Origin of the sequence: Micromonospora kangleipakensis, assembly GCF_004217615.1 — a bacterium.
Lineage (GTDB): Bacteria > Actinomycetota > Actinomycetes > Mycobacteriales > Micromonosporaceae > Micromonospora > Micromonospora kangleipakensis.
In genome coordinates, this window is record NZ_SHLD01000001.1 from 723,659 (window position 1) to 738,861 (window position 15,203).

15 protein-coding genes are annotated in these 15,203 nt (G+C 74.9%); 10 read left to right on the forward strand and 5 right to left on the reverse strand.

Features of this window, described 5'->3' with window-relative positions:
- Window positions 1-35 precede the first annotated feature (35 nt).
- The gene (locus EV384_RS03545; protein ID WP_130330078.1) at window positions 36-1,241 is read left to right on the forward strand and encodes an ABC transporter substrate-binding protein; all 1,206 of its coding nucleotides are present in this window, start codon (window positions 36-38) and stop codon (window positions 1,239-1,241) included.
- A 76-nt stretch (window positions 1,242-1,317) separates the two neighbouring features.
- Here EV384_RS03545 and ddaH read toward each other — a convergent pair whose 3' ends face one another.
- Window positions 1,318-2,151: a dimethylargininase gene (gene ddaH / locus EV384_RS03550; protein ID WP_341273616.1), complete on the reverse strand. Its 834-nt coding sequence runs from the start codon at window positions 2,149-2,151 to the stop codon at window positions 1,318-1,320.
- Between the two features lie 59 nt (window positions 2,152-2,210).
- Here ddaH and EV384_RS03555 point away from each other — a divergent pair, with 59 nt between their 5' ends.
- The 4 genes from EV384_RS03555 to EV384_RS03570 all read left to right on the forward strand — a co-directional run bounded on the left by EV384_RS03555 (window position 2,211) and on the right by EV384_RS03570 (window position 7,207).
- Window positions 2,211-2,669 carry an Lrp/AsnC family transcriptional regulator gene (locus EV384_RS03555; protein ID WP_130330080.1) on the forward strand — a complete coding sequence of 153 codons (459 nt, stop codon included), beginning with the start codon at window positions 2,211-2,213 and terminating at the stop codon, window positions 2,667-2,669.
- 118 nt (window positions 2,670-2,787) lie between these two features.
- Complete coding sequence (locus tag EV384_RS03560; RefSeq protein WP_130330082.1) at window positions 2,788-4,731, forward strand: beta-propeller domain-containing protein; 1,944 nt, start codon at window positions 2,788-2,790, stop codon at window positions 4,729-4,731.
- Window positions 4,732-4,941: 210 nt separating this feature from the next.
- Window positions 4,942-5,898 carry a zinc-binding dehydrogenase gene (locus EV384_RS03565; RefSeq protein ID WP_130340206.1) on the forward strand — a complete coding sequence of 319 codons (957 nt, stop codon included), beginning with the start codon at window positions 4,942-4,944 and terminating at the stop codon, window positions 5,896-5,898.
- Window positions 5,899-6,148: 250 nt separating this feature from the next.
- Complete coding sequence (locus EV384_RS03570) at window positions 6,149-7,207, forward strand: IS110 family RNA-guided transposase (RefSeq protein ID WP_130330084.1); 1,059 nt, start codon at window positions 6,149-6,151, stop codon at window positions 7,205-7,207.
- A gap of 66 nt (window positions 7,208-7,273) precedes the next feature.
- On the opposite strand, the gene EV384_RS03575 is transcribed toward EV384_RS03570, so the two are convergent.
- The 3 genes from EV384_RS03575 to mobA form a co-directional block, all read right to left on the reverse strand.
- The gene (locus tag EV384_RS03575) at window positions 7,274-8,377 is read right to left on the reverse strand and encodes a T3SS (YopN, CesT) and YbjN peptide-binding chaperone 1 (RefSeq protein WP_130330086.1); all 1,104 of its coding nucleotides are present in this window, start codon (window positions 8,375-8,377) and stop codon (window positions 7,274-7,276) included.
- A gap of 89 nt (window positions 8,378-8,466) precedes the next feature.
- On the reverse strand, window positions 8,467-8,724 hold the full coding sequence (locus tag EV384_RS03580) for a DUF6457 domain-containing protein (protein WP_130330088.1): 258 nt from the start codon (window positions 8,722-8,724) through the stop codon (window positions 8,467-8,469).
- Complete coding sequence (mobA, locus tag EV384_RS03585) at window positions 8,721-9,320, reverse strand: molybdenum cofactor guanylyltransferase (RefSeq protein WP_130330090.1); 600 nt, start codon at window positions 9,318-9,320, stop codon at window positions 8,721-8,723. Before mobA ends, EV384_RS03580 begins: the two co-directional genes overlap by 4 nt.
- Before the next feature lie 199 nt (window positions 9,321-9,519).
- Here mobA and fdhD point away from each other — a divergent pair, with 199 nt between their 5' ends.
- Window positions 9,520-10,380 carry a formate dehydrogenase accessory sulfurtransferase FdhD gene (gene fdhD, locus EV384_RS03590; protein ID WP_130330092.1) on the forward strand — a complete coding sequence of 287 codons (861 nt, stop codon included), beginning with the start codon at window positions 9,520-9,522 and terminating at the stop codon, window positions 10,378-10,380.
- 81 nt (window positions 10,381-10,461) lie between these two features.
- Here fdhD and EV384_RS03595 read toward each other — a convergent pair whose 3' ends face one another.
- Window positions 10,462-11,514 carry a DUF4192 domain-containing protein gene (locus tag EV384_RS03595; RefSeq protein ID WP_130330094.1) on the reverse strand — a complete coding sequence of 351 codons (1,053 nt, stop codon included), beginning with the start codon at window positions 11,512-11,514 and terminating at the stop codon, window positions 10,462-10,464.
- A 241-nt stretch (window positions 11,515-11,755) separates the two neighbouring features.
- Here EV384_RS03595 and EV384_RS03600 point away from each other — a divergent pair, with 241 nt between their 5' ends.
- From EV384_RS03600 to EV384_RS03615, 4 genes are read left to right on the forward strand one after another with little or no spacing between them, the layout of a single operon-like run.
- The gene (locus EV384_RS03600; protein ID WP_130330096.1) at window positions 11,756-12,670 is read left to right on the forward strand and encodes a fructosamine kinase family protein; all 915 of its coding nucleotides are present in this window, start codon (window positions 11,756-11,758) and stop codon (window positions 12,668-12,670) included.
- A complete protein-coding gene (gene moaA, locus EV384_RS03605) occupies window positions 12,667-13,680 on the forward strand; it encodes a GTP 3',8-cyclase MoaA (protein ID WP_130330098.1) in 1,014 nt (337 codons plus the stop codon). The genes EV384_RS03600 and moaA overlap by 4 nt, the downstream gene beginning before the upstream one ends.
- A gap of 3 nt (window positions 13,681-13,683) precedes the next feature.
- Window positions 13,684-13,929 carry a MoaD/ThiS family protein gene (locus EV384_RS03610; RefSeq protein WP_130330100.1) on the forward strand — a complete coding sequence of 82 codons (246 nt, stop codon included), beginning with the start codon at window positions 13,684-13,686 and terminating at the stop codon, window positions 13,927-13,929.
- Window positions 13,930-13,948: 19 nt separating this feature from the next.
- Window positions 13,949-15,184 (forward strand): metallophosphoesterase, encoded by a 1,236-nt coding sequence (locus EV384_RS03615; protein ID WP_130340208.1) that lies wholly within the window; start codon window positions 13,949-13,951, stop codon window positions 15,182-15,184.
- The last annotated feature ends 19 nt before the right edge of the window (window positions 15,185-15,203 follow it).

A 15,203-nucleotide genomic window follows, 5' to 3' on the forward strand; every position in this document is an offset into this window, starting at 1 on the left:
GCTGAGCCCCTGCAACGCTTCTCGAAAGGAAATCGGTGTCGCAGATGAACCGCAGGCGGGCACTTCAACTGCTGGCCGCGCTCGGTACCAGCGGATTGGCGGCCGGCTGCGGCTCCGACTCCGAGGAGACGGCCGCCGACTCCGGCAGCCCGATCAAGATCGGGCTCATCGTGCCCGGCACCGGCGCGAACAAGCCGATCGGCGACGAGATCACCAACGGCTTCCAGCTCTTCCTCCGCCTCAACGACCAGCGGCTCGGCGGCCACCCCGCGACCCTGGTCACCGCCGAGGAGGGCGCGAACGCCAAGAGTGGCCAAGCCGCCGTCGACCGCCTGCTCAAGGAGGGCGTCCTCGCGCTCACCGGCGTGGTGAGCTCCGCCGTCATGTTGGGCATCCGGGACAGCGTCGAGCAGGCCCGGGTTCCGCTGATCGGCTCGAACGCCTCCCCGACCAGCCTGCAGAGCGTCGTCTACATCTGGCGTACCTCGTACGTGCTCGACGAACCCGGCCGGGCGCTCGGTCAGTACCTTCACGAGTTACTGCCCGCCAACAGCCGGATCGCCATCGTCGCCCCGAACAGCCCGAGCAGTCGGGACGTCATCGACGGCTTCCGGAAGGGCTACGAGGTGAACGGCCGCAGCATCGCCGACAAACCCATCCTCACCGCCGAAGCCGCCAAGCTGGGCAAGGACACCTACGTCGGTGCCATCGGCCAAGCGCTGAGCCAACGGCCCGACGCGATCTTCTGCCACTACGCCGGCCCGGCCGCGGTCCAGTTCATCAAGCAGGTCTACAACGCGGGCTACCACGGCCCGATCTACGCCCCCGGGTTCCTCACCGAGGGCACGGTCCTCGGTGAGCTGGAGACCGAGGACGAGTCGATCGAGAAGTACGGCATCGAGACCGCCCTCAACTACTCGGCCGACCTCAACAACACGGCCAACCGGGTGTTCGCCTCGGCGTACCGCGAGACGTACAACGCCTCCCCGACCACCTACGCGATGGCCTCCTACGACGCCGCCCAGGTGCTCGACAAGGCGATCCGGCTGGTCCCCGGGAACCCCACCCCGCAGCAGGTCAACCTGGCGCTCGGCAAGATCGGCCAGATCGACAGCCCGCGCGGGCCCTGGCAGTTCAACCAGCCGCGTACCCCGCAGCAGAAGTGGTACCTGCGCCGGGTCCAGCACGACGGCCAGCTGCTCTCCAACGTCGTGATCAACGAGCTGGCCACGCTCGGCTGAGCCGCTGCCCCGTACGCCGACGGGCCGGCCCCCGGTGGGGGCCGGCCCGTCGTGTGCTCGGCGCGGTGCGGGACGGTCAGTGGCGCAGCTCGGCGATGCAGCACTTCACGCTGCCGCCGCCCTTCTTCACCTCGGCCAGCTCGACCGGGACCGGGGTGTAGCCGGCCGCCTTGAGCTTGCCCGCCAGCCGGGTCGCCTCGCTGTTCAGCACCACGTTCGCGCCGTCGCTGACCAGGTTGAGACCGAAGGCCAGGGCGTCCTCGTCGTCCGCGATCACCGCGTCCGGGAAGAGCTGGGCCAGCACCTTCTGGCTGGCCGCCGAGAAGGCGCCCGGGTAGTAGACGATGTTCTCGTCGTCGATCGACGCGAGCGCCACGTCGAGGTGGTAGAAGCGCGGATCGACCAGGCGCAGGGACACCACCGGGCGGCCGAGCGCTTCCTGGGCCTCGGCGTGCGCCGGCAGCTCGGTGCGGAAGCCGTGGCCGGCGAGGATCAGGCCGCCGTGCGCGTCCGGCAGGTACGCGAAGTCGCCCTCGCCCTCGTTGGTCTCGCTCGGCGCGATGAACCGCCAGCCCTGCGACTCGTAGAACGCCCGGTGCGCGGCGGCCTCGGCGGCCCGCTGCTCGTGCTTGAACTGGGCGCCGTAGACGGTGCCGTCGACCACGAAGGCGCCGTTGGCCGCGAAGACCATGTCGGGCAGCCCGCGCTCGGGGGTGAGCAGGTGCACCTCATGGCCGAGGCCGACGAGCGTCTCCCGCAGGCGGTCCCACTGCTTGACCGCCAGCTCCGCGTCGACCGGCGCGGTCACGTCCATCCACGGATTGATGGCGTACTCGACCGCGAAGTGCTCGGGCGAGCACATGAGATATGTCCGCTTTCGCGGGACTCGCTGCTGGTTCACGGTCACCAAGAGTAGGTAGCCTGGAACTTTGGTAACAGCCACAACCATTGCTTCCCAGAGGCGGAACGTTGCAGATAGACGCAGTTGACCAGCGAATCATTGCGTTGCTCGTGGCGGATGCTCGCGCGTCGTACGCGGACATCGGCATCCGGGTGTCACTCTCCGCCCCCGCCGTCAAGCGACGGGTCGACCGGCTCCGCTCGGCCGGGGTGATCCGCGGGTTCACCGCGGTCGTCGACCCGGCCGCCGTCGGCTGGACCACCGAGGCCTTCGTCGAGCTGTTCTGCGCCGGCCGGACCACCCCGGCGCAGATCGGGGCGGCCGCCCGCCGGCACCCCGAGGTGGTCGGCGCGTACACCGTCTCCGGGGAGGCGGACGCCCTGGTGCACCTGCGGGCCGCCGACATCGCCCACCTCGAGGAGGCGTTGGAACGGCTGCGGGCCGAGTCCTTCGTCACCTCCTCCCGGAGCACCATCGTCCTCTCCCGGCTGGTCGAGTCGCCCGGCGTCGGCCCCTCCGGCGGCTGACCGTCCACCCCCTCCCCCTGCCGTGCCCCTCCTCGTCGCGGCGCGGCGGGCGGAAGGGCCGGCCGGGAGCCGGGGAGCGGCCGGGAACCGGGCGGCGGAGGGCGGCGTCCAAGGGCGCATGAGACCGGTGACCGCCTACGCCACGACCGGAACCCTGCTGGCCCTGAGCCTGCTCGCCGGGAGCGCCGTCGCGCCCCGGGCGGCGGCGCCCGAGCCGGCCCCACCCGCGGCCGCGCCCCGGCTCGTCGGGTACGACTCCTGCGCGGCGGCCCTGGCCGGGCTGCGCGCCGCCGCCAGCGCGGCCGTCGGGCCGTACGGCTTCGGGCCGGGTTGGCGTACCGGGATGGCCGGTGACGCGGTGATGCCCGCCGACGCCGCCGCGCGCGCTGAAGCGGCGCTGCCGCCCGGGGCCGCCAAGGCGGCCGGGTCGGCGGCGCCGGAGCACTCCGCGACCAACAGCCACGAACCGGGGGCGGACGAGCCGGACCTGGTGAAGACCGACGGCCGGCGGATCGTCGTGGTCACCCGGGGCGTGCTGCGGGTGGTCGACGCGGCCACCCGGGAGGTCACCGGGCAGCTCGACCTCTCCACCGGGGAGGGCCGCCGGTGGTGGCCGGAGGGCAGCCTGCTGCTGCACGGGGACCGGGCGTTGGTGCTGGTCCGGGCCGCACCGGAGGTGATGCCGGCGATCGACCGCCCGATCAGCCCCGACCGTCCGGCCGACACCGACCGGCCCACCAGCTCCGACCGGCCGGCCGACCCCGACGGGCCGCGCCTGATCCTGGTCGACCTGGCCGGGCCGCTCAGGGTCGTCGGGACGTACCGGATCGAGGGCAGCCTGCTGGACGCGCGGCAGACCGGCCCGACCGCCCGGGTCGTGATCCGTTCGCAGCCCCGGCTCTCCTTCCCGTACGACGAGCGGCGCACCGACGCCGAGCGGACCGCCGCCAACCGGGCGGTGATCGCCCGGGCCGGCCTGGACGCCTGGCTGCCCCGCTACGCATGGACGGCGGCCGAGGAACGCCACACCGGCCGGGTCGGCTGCGACCGGCTGAGCCGGCCGGCCGCCGCCACCGGCACCGCCCTGCTGACCGTGCTCAGCTTCGACCTCACCACCGGTCGGCTGGGCGACGGCGACCCGGTCACCGTCGCCTCGGACGCCGACACCGTCTACGGCACCGCCGGCAGCCTCTACCTCGCCGGCGCGAGCGGCGCCGGCTGGCGGAGCGGCCGGGCGGATCCGCGGCGGCCCGGGCCGGAGCGCACCGACATCTACCAGTTCGACACCGGCGGCCCCGGCCGGCCCCGGTACGTCGCCGCCGGCAGCGTCCCCGGATCGCTGCTCAACCAGTACGCCCTCTCCGAGTGGCAGGGCCACCTGCGGGTGGCGACCACCCGCGCGGGGTCCGGGGGCGGGACCAGCGCGTCGGCGGTGCACGTGCTCGCCCGGCAGGGCGACCGGTTGACGGAGACCGGCCGGGTCGACGGCCTCGGTCGCGGCGAGCGGATCTACTCCGTGCGGTTCCTCGGCGGCACCGGCTACGTGGTGACCTTCCGGCAGACCGACCCGCTCTACGCGCTCGACCTGACCGACCCGGCCGCACCCCGGCTCACCGGCGAGCTGAAGATCAACGGCTGGTCGGCGTACCTGCACCCGGTGCCGGGCGACCGCCTGCTCGGCGTCGGCCAGGAGGCGGACGACCGGGGGCGGGCGCAGGGCCTCCAGGTCTCGCTCTTCGACGTCCACGACCCGGCCCGGCCCGCCCGGCTGGCCCGCCACCACCTGCCCGGCGGCAGTTCGGTGGCGGAGTTCGACCCGCACGCGTTCCTGTTCGACCCGACCACCGGCCTGGTGGCGCTGCCGCTGGGCGGGGGCGGCATCCGCCTGCTCACCGTGACCGAACGGGGGATCACCGACGTCGGCACGCTCACCCTGCCGCAGGGCGGCCCCGCCAGCCGGTCCCTGCTGATCGACGGCCGACTGTGGGCCGTCTCCGACGCCGGGCTGGCGGTCGTCGACCCGACCACGGCGGGCGGCCTCGCCTGGCTGCCCTGGACCTGACACCTCCCTCCCCGGCGGGCGGGGGCCGGGAGCCCACCGGCTTCCGGCCCCCGCCCGCCGACCAGGCCGGGACACTCACGTCCGCCGACTCCGCTCCCCGCTGACTGGCGCTGATCGCCGGCCGCCGGTCCTCGCCGGTCGGCGGTCGGTGGTTGACCTCAACGCCGGTTGAGGTTGTTGAATGTGGGCGAGGCTGCGGAGGGGGGAGACGTGCGCGCGGTGTGGCTGCGGGAGTTCGGAGGTCCGGAGGTGCTGGTGCCGGGGCCCGCGCCCGATCCGACGCCCGGCCCGGGCCAGGTGCTGATCGAGGTGGCCCACGCCAACCTCACCTTCGTGGAGACCATGTTCCGGGCGACCGGCTTCGGACCGTTCCGCGCCGCGCCGCCGCTGATCCCCGGCAACGGGGTCGGCGGCATGATCGCCGCCGTCGGTCCCGGCGTGGACCCGGGACTGGTCGGCCGGCGGGTGGTCAGCGGCACCGGCGGCTCGGGAGGCTACGCCGAGCGGGTGGTGGTGGACCGGGACCTCCCCGTCGAGGTGCCCGCCGGGCTGCCCCTAGACGAGGCGGTCGCGGTGTTCGCCGACGGCCGTACCGCCACCCTGCTGATGGACGCGGCGCGACCGCGGCCCGGCGACCGGGTGCTGGTCGAGGCGGCGGCGGGCGGGGTCGGCACCCTGCTGGCGCAGCTCGCGGCGGCCGCCGGCGCGCGGGTCGTCGCCGCCGCCGGGGGCGCCCGGAAGGTGGCCCTGCTGCGCGAGCGCGGCCTCGAGGTGGTGGTGGACTACCGGCAGCCGGACTGGACCGACCAGGTCCGGGCCGCCACCGGCGGCGTGGACGTGGTCTTCGACGGGGTCGGCGGCGTGCTGGCACGGGCCGCGTTCGACCTGCTGGACGCGGGCGGGCGGATGCTGACCTTCGGGCTGGCCAGCGGCGCCTGGGCGGAACTCCCCGCCGACCTCGTGGCGGCCCGGGGAGTGACCCTGCTCCGCCCGACCGCCGACCCGGCGGCGCTGCGCGCGTTCACCGAGCGGGCGCTGGCCGAGACGGCGGCCGGGCGGCTGCGACCGCTGATCGGGCAGCGCTTCCCGCTGGAACGGGCGGCCGAGGCGCATGCCGCGATGGAGTCCCGGGCCACCGTCGGCAAGACCCTCCTCGACCTGCACTGACTGTGAGGGTGGCGGGGTCGGTTCAGCAGTGGTGAGCTGACAGCTGGTGGTGGCGGGCGTGACTCTTGCTCTGACTGGCTTCGTGCCTTTGGCGGGACTTGTCCGCCTGCTGCTGCCGGCGCCGGCCCGGCGGGAGACGTTGGCCTGATCAGGAGCTTGACCGCCAGTTAGCGGCTGGCGTGTCTCATCACAGTCCTGCCATCTCCGCACCGGACCGGACCCTTGCGTCCCCACGGTGAGGAGAGAACGCATGTCCATGCTGGCAGATCTGGTCGAGGTCGTCATCGGCGTCGACACCCACAAAGACACCCACACCGCCGCGCTACTGGATACCCGCACCGGCGGGGTGCTGGCCAGGGCCACGGTCGCCACCGATCCGGATGGCTACGCGCAACTGGTGGCCCTGGCCGAGCAGCATTCGGGGCTGCGGGCCTGGGCGCTGGAAGGCTCCGGTGGCTACGGCGCCGGCCTGGCCCGGCACCTGGCCGACGCCGGTGAACTGGTCGTCGAACTGGACCGTCCGCTGCGCCCGGCCCGCCGCGCCGGGGCGAAGTCCGACCCGATCGACGCCGAACGCGCCGCTCGCGACGCCCTGGCCCGCACGCGGCTGGCTCAGCCCAAGACCGGGGCGCAACGAGCAGCGCTGCAGGTGCGGCTGACCGCCCGCCGGGCGGCCGTGGAAGCCAGCGCCGACGCCCAGCGGCAGCTGCACGCGTTGGTGATCACCGCTCCTGAGGTGGTGCGGGCCCGCTTCCGCGGCCAGAGCACCCGGATCATGCTCACCACCGCCACCCGACTGCGCCCTACCACCAGCGCAAATGTTGACGTGTTCACCTGCCTGACCGTGCTGCGGGACCTCGCCCGCCGCGTCCGCTTCCTCGAAGCCGAAGCCGCCGACCACGAAAAGGCGATCCGCGCGATCGTCCGCACCTGGCGACCGGACCTTCTCACCCTCACCGGCGTCGGACCGATCGTCGCCGCCACCGTGCTCACCGCCTGGTCCCACCCCGGGCGCTGCCGCGACGACGCCGCGTTCGCCATGCTCGCCGGCGCCGCGCCGATTCCCGCCTCGTCGGGAAAGACCGTCCGCTACCGGCTCAACCGCTCAGGCGACCGCCAACTCAACCGCGCCCTGCACACCATCGTCCTGACCCGGCTACAACGCGACGAACGCACCCGCGCCTACGCCGACCGCCGCCGCGCCCAAGGCAAAACCGACCGCGAGATTAAACGCTGCCTCAAACGCTACGTCGCCCGCGAAATCTACCGACGCCTGGAAACCCCGCCCCAACCACTTGACGCGGCATAGGAGCGTCCAACGCCACCCGCGGCCCGCCGAGGCTCCGCCCGGAGTCCCGCCGCCCGACGGGTGGTGTCAGAGGTACATGCCGGTGCGATGCTCACCCTCCGAGCGGGACGGCTTGTCCCCCTCGCCGAAGAAGCGCTTGCCGCCGAACTCGCCGTGCAGCCGGTCGTCCAGCTCGTCGGCGAGCCCGGTCATCACCTGGACGGCGAGCATCAGGTGGGTGGCCTGGAAGTTCCGGCCGAAGACCGGGATCGAGGCCCAGACCGTGTCGTCGGCGCAGTAGAGCCGGCCGATCGGCATCCGATTGGTCAGCTCGGAGAGCTTCACGTAGAGGCGTTCGGTCGGCTCGACCTCGGTGAGCACCGGGGAGAAGACGTCGACCAGGGGCGGGTTGTCGCGTACCCGGACGAAGACCATGGCGGAGCCGGCCCGGATGTTGATGTCGCCGTCCGAGTCGACCTGCACCTGGTCGGACGCCGACTTGAGCATGGTGGAGACGACCGTGCGGACCCGCTCCTCCAGCGCCAGCACGTCGTTCTCGCCGGCCTGGGCGGTGGCCGCGGCGGCCAGCGCCTCGTCGAGGTCGGACTCGACGTCGCGGCCCGGGCCGAACTCGCTCCGCGCGGTGCCCATGGGCTCCACCGGCAGCGGCTCCCCCTCGGCGTCGTGCACCAGGTAGACGAGGAAGGCGGGGTGCGGCGCGCCGTAGACGTCGCGGAGGGTGCGGGAGAGCACCGCCGCGAGCCGGGTCGACTCGGAGACGGCGCAGTCCAGGCCGAACTGCTCGCCGGAGCCCTCGACCACGCCGGGCGGGGACCAGCCGAGCGCGATCATGTCGGCCACGGCGGCCCGGTCCAGCCGGTAGCCCGGCGGCAGGGTGGCGTTGCCGACCGCCCGCGCGGCGAGCCTGCCCTCCGCGCCGGCGTCCACGCTGATCGAGTAGACGGCGTCCCCGGTGCCGGAGGCGGTGGGGTCGAGGGTCAGCTCCACGTGGGCGCCGGTGGGCAGGCCGCGCAGCCGGTCGGCCAGCGCCCGGGCGAACTCCCGCCAGGCCTCCGTCACCTTCGCCCGCAGGTCGGCAGTGGTCGGCTCGTCCAGCAGGATCGACTCGTACTGCTCCGGCGCACCGCCGGTCGGGTCATCCGTCGGCATCGAGGGGTGGTCTGCCGTCATGATCGCCTCCGTCCGTCAGGGTCACCCTACCCACGGACGGTGGGGGCCGAATCAGGCCGACCGGGATCGGACTCCGGGCCGCCGGCCGGTCATCTGGCCGGGCCGGTGCCGTCCAGCTCGACCGGCCAGGTGGCGGCCAGCTCGCTGAGCCGGGACGCGGTCCCGGCGGGATCGGCGCCGCGGCCCACGGCGAGCCCCAGCAGGTACGCGGTCACCGGTGCGCCCGGACGCAGCACCTGGTGGGCCACGTCCTTGGCCAGGTCGAGCACGACCGGCACCGGCACCTGAGCCGGATCGAGACCCAGCTCGGCGCAGGCCGCCGTGACCCAGTCGTCCATCACCGTCATCGTGTCCACTCCTCGGCCCGGCGTACGTCCTCGTCAGTGTCGCAGTCGAACCAGGGCGGCGGGCCGGAGCCGGACCAGGCCACCTCCCGCACCGTCAGCCCGGCCAGCAGCGCCCGCACCGGAGCCCCGTCGAGCGTGCCGCCCCGCTGCGCGGCGAGCTCGTCCAGGGCGGCCCGCAGCGCGGCGACCCGCCACACGCCGCAGAGCTGCTGCCGGCGACCGTCGCCGTCGAGGTAGCAGGCCCCGTCGACCGGCGAGCCGGCGAGCTGCCGCAGCAGGTCGTCGACCGCGCCGGCGGTGAGCAGCGGCAGGTCGGCGGCGAGCAGGGCGACGGTGGTCGTACCCGCGTCGAGCAGGGCGATCCCGGCCCGGGTGGCGGCGACCGGGCCGCCGCCGGGCGGCTCCTCCCGGGTCACCCGCACGCCGGGCGGGACGGCACCGGCCACACCGACCACGATCCGCGGCTCGGCGCGGGCGACCGCCGCCAGCACCCGGTGCAGCATCGGTTGGCCGCCGACCGGGCGCGCGGGCTTGTCCACCCCGCCCATCCGGCGGGCCGCGCCACCCGCGAGCAGCACCGCCGCGTACGCCGTCATCCCGCCACGGTAACCCGGGCCGCCGAGCCGCTGCCCGCGGCCGACGGGCGGGGTCCGCGCGGACGGCGGCTTGATCCACCCGTGGGCGGCATCCGGCCGGGTCCGAGCAGACGGTCACCGCCGTCCGCCGCGAGCGGAGTGCATCGCGCGCCCCACGGTCGCCGTGCGGTACGACGGCCGGGCGGGGCAGGATGGCGGGATGGGACGGGCGACTGATCGGCGCGGGGTGCTCCGGATCGACCTCGACGCGGCGGCGGACGGACGCGCCCGGGTACGCCGCCCGGACACCCTGGTCGTGGAGGAGCCGCTGGAGATCCGGGTCGGCCTGGCCGGCCCCGGCCGGCGGCGGCCGCTCGCGGTGACCATGCGCACCCCCGGCGACGACCTGGACCTGGCGATCGGCTTCCTGCTCACCGAAGGGCTGGTCCGGTCCACCGACGACGTGCACACCGCCCAGCTCTGCGCCGGGGCGGAGACGCCGAACACCTACAACGTGGTCGACGTGGTGCTGGCCCCGGGCGTGCCGGAGCCCACCACCGACCCGTCCCGCAACTTCTACACGACCAGCTCGTGCGGGGTCTGCGGCAAGGCGAGCATCGACGCGATACGGACCCGCTCGCTCTTCGCGGTGCGGGACGACCCGACGACCGTGCCGGCGGAGGTGCTGGCCGCCCTGCCGGACCGGCTCCGGGCGGCCCAGCGGACCTTCGACCGGACCGGTGGCCTGCACGCCGCCGGCCTCTTCACCCCGGACGGCGAGCTGCTGGTGCTGCGCGAGGACGTGGGTCGGCACAACGCAGTCGACAAGGTGGTCGGCTGGGCGGTGCGGGAGCGGCGGCTGCCGCTCGCCGGGCACCTGCTGCTGGTCTCCGGCCGGGCCAGCTTCGAGCTGACCCAGAAGGCGTGGATGGCCGGCGTGCCGCTGCTCGCGGCGGTCTCCGCGCCCAGCACCCTCGCCGCAGAGCTGGCCGAGGAGGCCGGCATGACCCTGGTCGGCTTCCTGCGCGGCCGGACCATGAACGTCTACGCCGGCGCCCACCGGCTCGCCGACGTCGACTGAGCCCGGCCCGACCGCCGAGCCCGGCCCGACCGCATCGGAGGGTAGGGCCGGTGGCCGGTGCGGAGGGGTGCCGGGGCGGCATCAGCCGCCCCGGGAGGTGCCACGGCGGCGGGCCCGACGGCGGACCACTCCGGGGAAGCCGACGGCCGGCCAGCCGTCCAGCTCGGACGGGGGCACACCGCGCCGGAGCAGGTCGTCGAGGAGCAGCGCGAGGGAGTAGTCGGGGTGGGTGGCGAGCACCCGTTCCAGCGCCACCGCCGCCAGTGCGCCGTACCCGGCCCGCCAGGCGGCGAAGGCGAGCAGGCTGCCCGGAGCGGCGATCAGCTCCGGCTCGGCGCGGCGCAGCACGTCGGTCCAGAGGCCGATGTCCCCGTCCCGCCCGTCGGTCCGCTCCCAGGCGTGGTCGCGGACCGGGAGTTGGGTCAGGAGCACGGCCAGCCAGGCCACCTCGTCGTCGCCCAGCCGCTCGCCCCGCCGGTGCCGGCGGAACGCGGTGCGGACCGCGGCCACCCCGGCCGACCGGACCGACCGGCCGCCGACCAGGGCGGTCTCCGCCGCCTCCTCGCTGAGGGCCGCCAACCGCCGCCGGGCCCGGGCGGTGGCGCGGCGCATCGCCACCCGGACGGGACCGTCGAGCGGGGCCACCTGCGCGGTCAGCGCGGCCCGGTCGGGGAGGGCGACCTGACCGGCGAAGACGGCCGCCGCGCTGACCTCGCTGGCCGCCGGGTCGTACGGGGTGCCGTCGGGCGGGCAGCAGTCGGGTTCGGCGCACAGGTACGACCACCAGCGCCCGTCGGTCACCCGCAGCGCGTCGAGGACGACCACCCCGGCCGCGTCCAGCGCCTCGCCGACCGCGTCCACCGCCCCGGTCACCCGGGACGCCGGCCCGTAGCCGATCACGGTGGCCGACTCGGTGCCCTGCCGGAGGATGACCCCGGCCAGGTGTCGGGCCGGCGGACGGGGATCGGCGCCGGGCTCGGGCAGGTCGCCTCGGGCGGCGAAGACGACCCGTCGGCCGCGCAGCGCCACCACGACCACGCTGTCGGCGGGGTGGAAGCCGAGCAGGTACGGCACGGCGGCGATGAGGTCGGCGGGTGAGCGGACGGCGAGTCGGGGGCGGTCGGTCGGTGTCATGCCGGGAGCGTGCGGCGGACCGGTGCCCGGCCGACAGGCCCTGTGGACGACACGCGGCTTGTCCACAGACACGGAGAGTATCGGCGCAGGTGAGGACGGTTCTGCACCGAGCCGGCGAGCGCGGTGACGGCACCCGTCGGGATGCGCATCGGTCGACGTCGAACGGCGTGGCAGCCGGTCCGGCAGCGGACGCGGCCCGGCACGGCCCTCGCCGGACGCCGGGAAGGGCTACCTTGCGCTCATGGACCTGGCGTACCTGCGGGCGCACCCGGAGCACCTGCCGACGTTCCTGACCCATCAGCGGATCCGGGAGACGCCGGTCTCCGGCGGTGACATCTGCGCCGCCTCCCGGCTCACCCTGGACGACGGGCACTCGGTCTTCACCAAGACCTGGTCGGAGACGGCGGGACGGCCGGTGCCGGACGGCTTTTTCGCCACCGAGGCCGCCGGGCTGCGCTGGCTGCGCGAGGCCGGCGCGGTGGCCGTACCGGAGGTGGTGGTGGCGCTGCCGGAGCTGCTGGCGCTCGACTGGGTGGAGCCCGGCGAACCGACGTCGGAGGCGGCCGAGCGGTTCGGTCGCGAGCTGGCCGCGCTGCACCGGGCGGGGGCGCCCGCGTTCGGGGCGGAGTGGCCCGGCTTCATCGGCGCGCTGCCCCAGGACAACACCCCCGGCCCGGGCCCGTGGTCGGACTGGTTCGCCCGTCGTCGGCTCCTGCCGTACTTCCGGATGTCGGTCGACAACGGCGCCCTGACCGGGGTCCCGGCCGCACTGGCCGAGAAGGTGATCGAGCGGATCGGGGAGCTCGGCGGCGACGAGCCACCGGCCCGGATCCACGGCGACCTCTGGCCGGGCAACCTGCTCTGGGGCGCCGACGACCGGGTCTGGCTGGTCGACCCGGCGGCGCACGGCGGACACCGGGAGACCGACCTCGCCCAGCTCGCGCTCTTCGGCGGCGCACCCCACCTGGACCGGATCCTGGCCGCCTACGACGAGACGTGGCCGCTCGCCGACGGGTGGCGGGAGCGGGTGCCGCTGCACCAGCTCCACCTGCTGCTGGTGCACACCGCCCTGTTCGGCGCGGCGTACCGGGATGCGGTCGGTACCGCCGCCCGAGCCGCGCTGCGCGGGGCCGGACGCGCTACCGTCGACAGGTGACCGCCGCCCCGACGACCGCCGGCGTCCTCGTCGACCGGTACGGCCGCGTCGCCCGGGACCTGCGGGTCTCGCTGACCGACAAGTGCAACCTGCGCTGCACGTACTGCATGCCGGCCGAGGGGCTGCCCTGGCTGGCCGGGCCGCAGCTGCTCAGCGACGAGGAGATCGTCCGGCTGGTCCGGGTCGCGGTGCAGCAGCTCGGCGTCACCGAGGTGCGCTTCACCGGCGGCGAGCCGCTGATCCGGCCCGGGCTGGTCGGCATCGTCTCCGCCGTGGCCGCGCTGGAACCCCGGCCCCGGATCTCGCTGACCACCAACGGCATCGGGCTGGCGCGGCTGGCGCCGAGCCTGCGCGACGCCGGTCTGGACCGGGTGAACGTCTCCCTGGACACCCTGGACCGGGCCCGCTTCACGGAGCTGACCCGGCGGGACCGGCTGGCCGACGTGCTCGCCGGGATGGCCGGCGCGGCGGAGGCCGGGCTGACCCCGGTGAAGGTCAACTCGGTGCTGATGCGCGGGGTCAACGACGACGAGGCGCCGGAGCTGCTGCGTTTCGCCCTCGACCACGGCTACGAGCTGCGCTTCATCGAGCAGATGCCGCTCGACGCCCAGCACGGCTGGGACCGGACGACGATGGTCACCGCCGACGAGATCCTGGCCGCGCTGCACCGGGAGTTCACCCTGACCGCCGACCCGGCGGAGCGCGGGGCCGCGCCCGCCGAGACCTGGCTGGTCGACGGCGGTCCGGCCCGGGTCGGGGTGATCGCCAGCGTGACCCGGCCGTTCTGCGGCGACTGCGACCGGACCCGGCTCACCGCCGACGGCCAGGTCCGCGCCTGCCTCTTCGCCACCGAGGAGTCGGACCTGCGCGGCGCGCTGCGCGACGGCGCGGACGACGCCGAGCTGGCGGCCCGCTGGCGTACGGCGATGTGGGGCAAGCGCGCCGGCCACGGCATCGACGACCCGTCGTTCCTGCAACCCGTCCGGCCGATGTCCGCGATCGGGGGCTGACCGGTGGAGCTGACCGTCCGCTACTTCGCTGGCGCGCGGGCCGCGGCCGGCCGGACCGAGGAGACCGCATCCGCCGGGCGCTCGCTCGACGAACTGCTGGGTGAACTCGCCGAACGGCACGGCGAGCGGCTCGCCGCCGTGCTGCGGGTGGCGAGTTTCCTGGTCGACGGCGTGGCCTGCCATGATCGTCGAGTACCGCTGCCGGCCGGGGTGACGGTTGACGTGCTGCCGCCGTTCGCCGGCGGCTGAGGAGGCTCACGTGCTGGCGATGGCGACCTTCGTGGGCTTCGCGGTGCTCGTCACCGCCCTGATCCACCTGTACCTGTGGAAACGGCTGGTGCGGGACACCACCGGCCCGGGCCGCTGGCGCAGGGTCGGCGGCATCGCCGCGCTGGTGCTGGCGCTGCTGGTGCCAGCGACCATGGCGGGGACCCGCGCCGGGCTGTTCTGGCTGGCCTGGCCCGGCTATCTCTGGCTGGCGCTGATGTTCTACCTGCTGGTCCTGCTGGTGGCGCTGGAGGCGCCGATGGCGGTGGCGAAGCTGGTGCTGCGCCGCCGGGCGATGGTCGCCGAGCCGACCACCGCCGCGCCGGAGCCGGTGCTGGTCGGGGCCGGCGGCGCCGCCGAGCCGCCGGCCGCCGCGGCGGTCGACCAGCCGGACCACGACCCGGCGCGCCGGTTGCTGCTCGCCCGCGGCGCCGCGATCTTCGCCGGGCTCACCGCGGCCGGGATCACCGGGTACGGCGTCCGCACCGCGACGGGCCCGCCGCGCCTCGACCGGGTACGGATCCCGCTGGCGAAGCTCCCGCGCAGCATGGACGGCCTGCGCATCGCCACCGTCTCCGACATCCACCTGGGCCCGCTGCGCGGCCGGGCGCACACCGAGCGGATCGTCGAGATGATCAATCGGCTGGACGCCGACCTGGTGGCGGTCGTCGGCGACCTGGTCGACGGCTCGGTGGCCGAGCTGGGCGAGGCGGCGGCGCCGCTGCGCGACCTGCGCTCCCGCTACGGCAGCTTCTTCGTCACCGGCAACCACGAGTACTACTCCGGCGTGGAGGAGTGGGTCCAGGAGGTGGACCGGCTCGGCCTGCGGGTGCTCCAGAACACCCGCCAGGAGATCCGGGCCCGGGGCGGCGTGCTGGACCTGGCGGGGGTCAACGACGTCACCGCCGCCGGCACCGGCCTGGCCGCGCCCGCCGACTACGCCGCCGCGCTGGGCGACCGCGACCCGAGCCGCCCGGTGGTGCTGCTGGCGCACCAGCCGGTGGCCGTGGTCGAGGCGGCGAAGTTCGGCGTCGACCTGCAACTCTCCGGGCACACCCACGGCGGCCAGATGGTGCCCTTCAACTACCTGGTCAAGCTCCAGCAGCCGGTGGTCTCCGGCCTCGGCGAGGTGGACGGCACCAAGGTCTACGTGACCAACGGCGCCGGCTTCTGGGGCCCGCCGGTCCGGGTCGGCGCCGGGCCGCAGGTCACCCTGGTCGAGCTGCGCGCCCCATAGCGCGCCCGCGCCGCGCAGT

Coding starts and splice junctions, on each gene's coding strand:
- mobA (WP_130330090.1), bottom strand. CDS start 9,320: ATGACGGCGTACGCGGCGGTGCTGCTCGCGGGTGGCGCGGCCCGCCGG.
- EV384_RS03600 (WP_130330096.1), top strand. CDS start 11,756: ATGGACCTGGCGTACCTGCGGGCGCACCCGGAGCACCTGCCGACGTTC.
- EV384_RS03615 (WP_130340208.1), top strand. CDS start 13,949: ATGGCGACCTTCGTGGGCTTCGCGGTGCTCGTCACCGCCCTGATCCAC.
- EV384_RS03560 (WP_130330082.1), top strand. CDS start 2,788: ATGAGACCGGTGACCGCCTACGCCACGACCGGAACCCTGCTGGCCCTG.
- EV384_RS03575 (WP_130330086.1), bottom strand. CDS start 8,377: ATGACGGCAGACCACCCCTCGATGCCGACGGATGACCCGACCGGCGGT.
- EV384_RS03570 (WP_130330084.1), top strand. CDS start 6,149: ATGTCCATGCTGGCAGATCTGGTCGAGGTCGTCATCGGCGTCGACACC.
- fdhD (WP_130330092.1), top strand. CDS start 9,520: ATGGGACGGGCGACTGATCGGCGCGGGGTGCTCCGGATCGACCTCGAC.
- EV384_RS03580 (WP_130330088.1), bottom strand. CDS start 8,724: ATGACGGTGATGGACGACTGGGTCACGGCGGCCTGCGCCGAGCTGGGT.
- EV384_RS03595 (WP_130330094.1), bottom strand. CDS start 11,514: ATGACACCGACCGACCGCCCCCGACTCGCCGTCCGCTCACCCGCCGAC.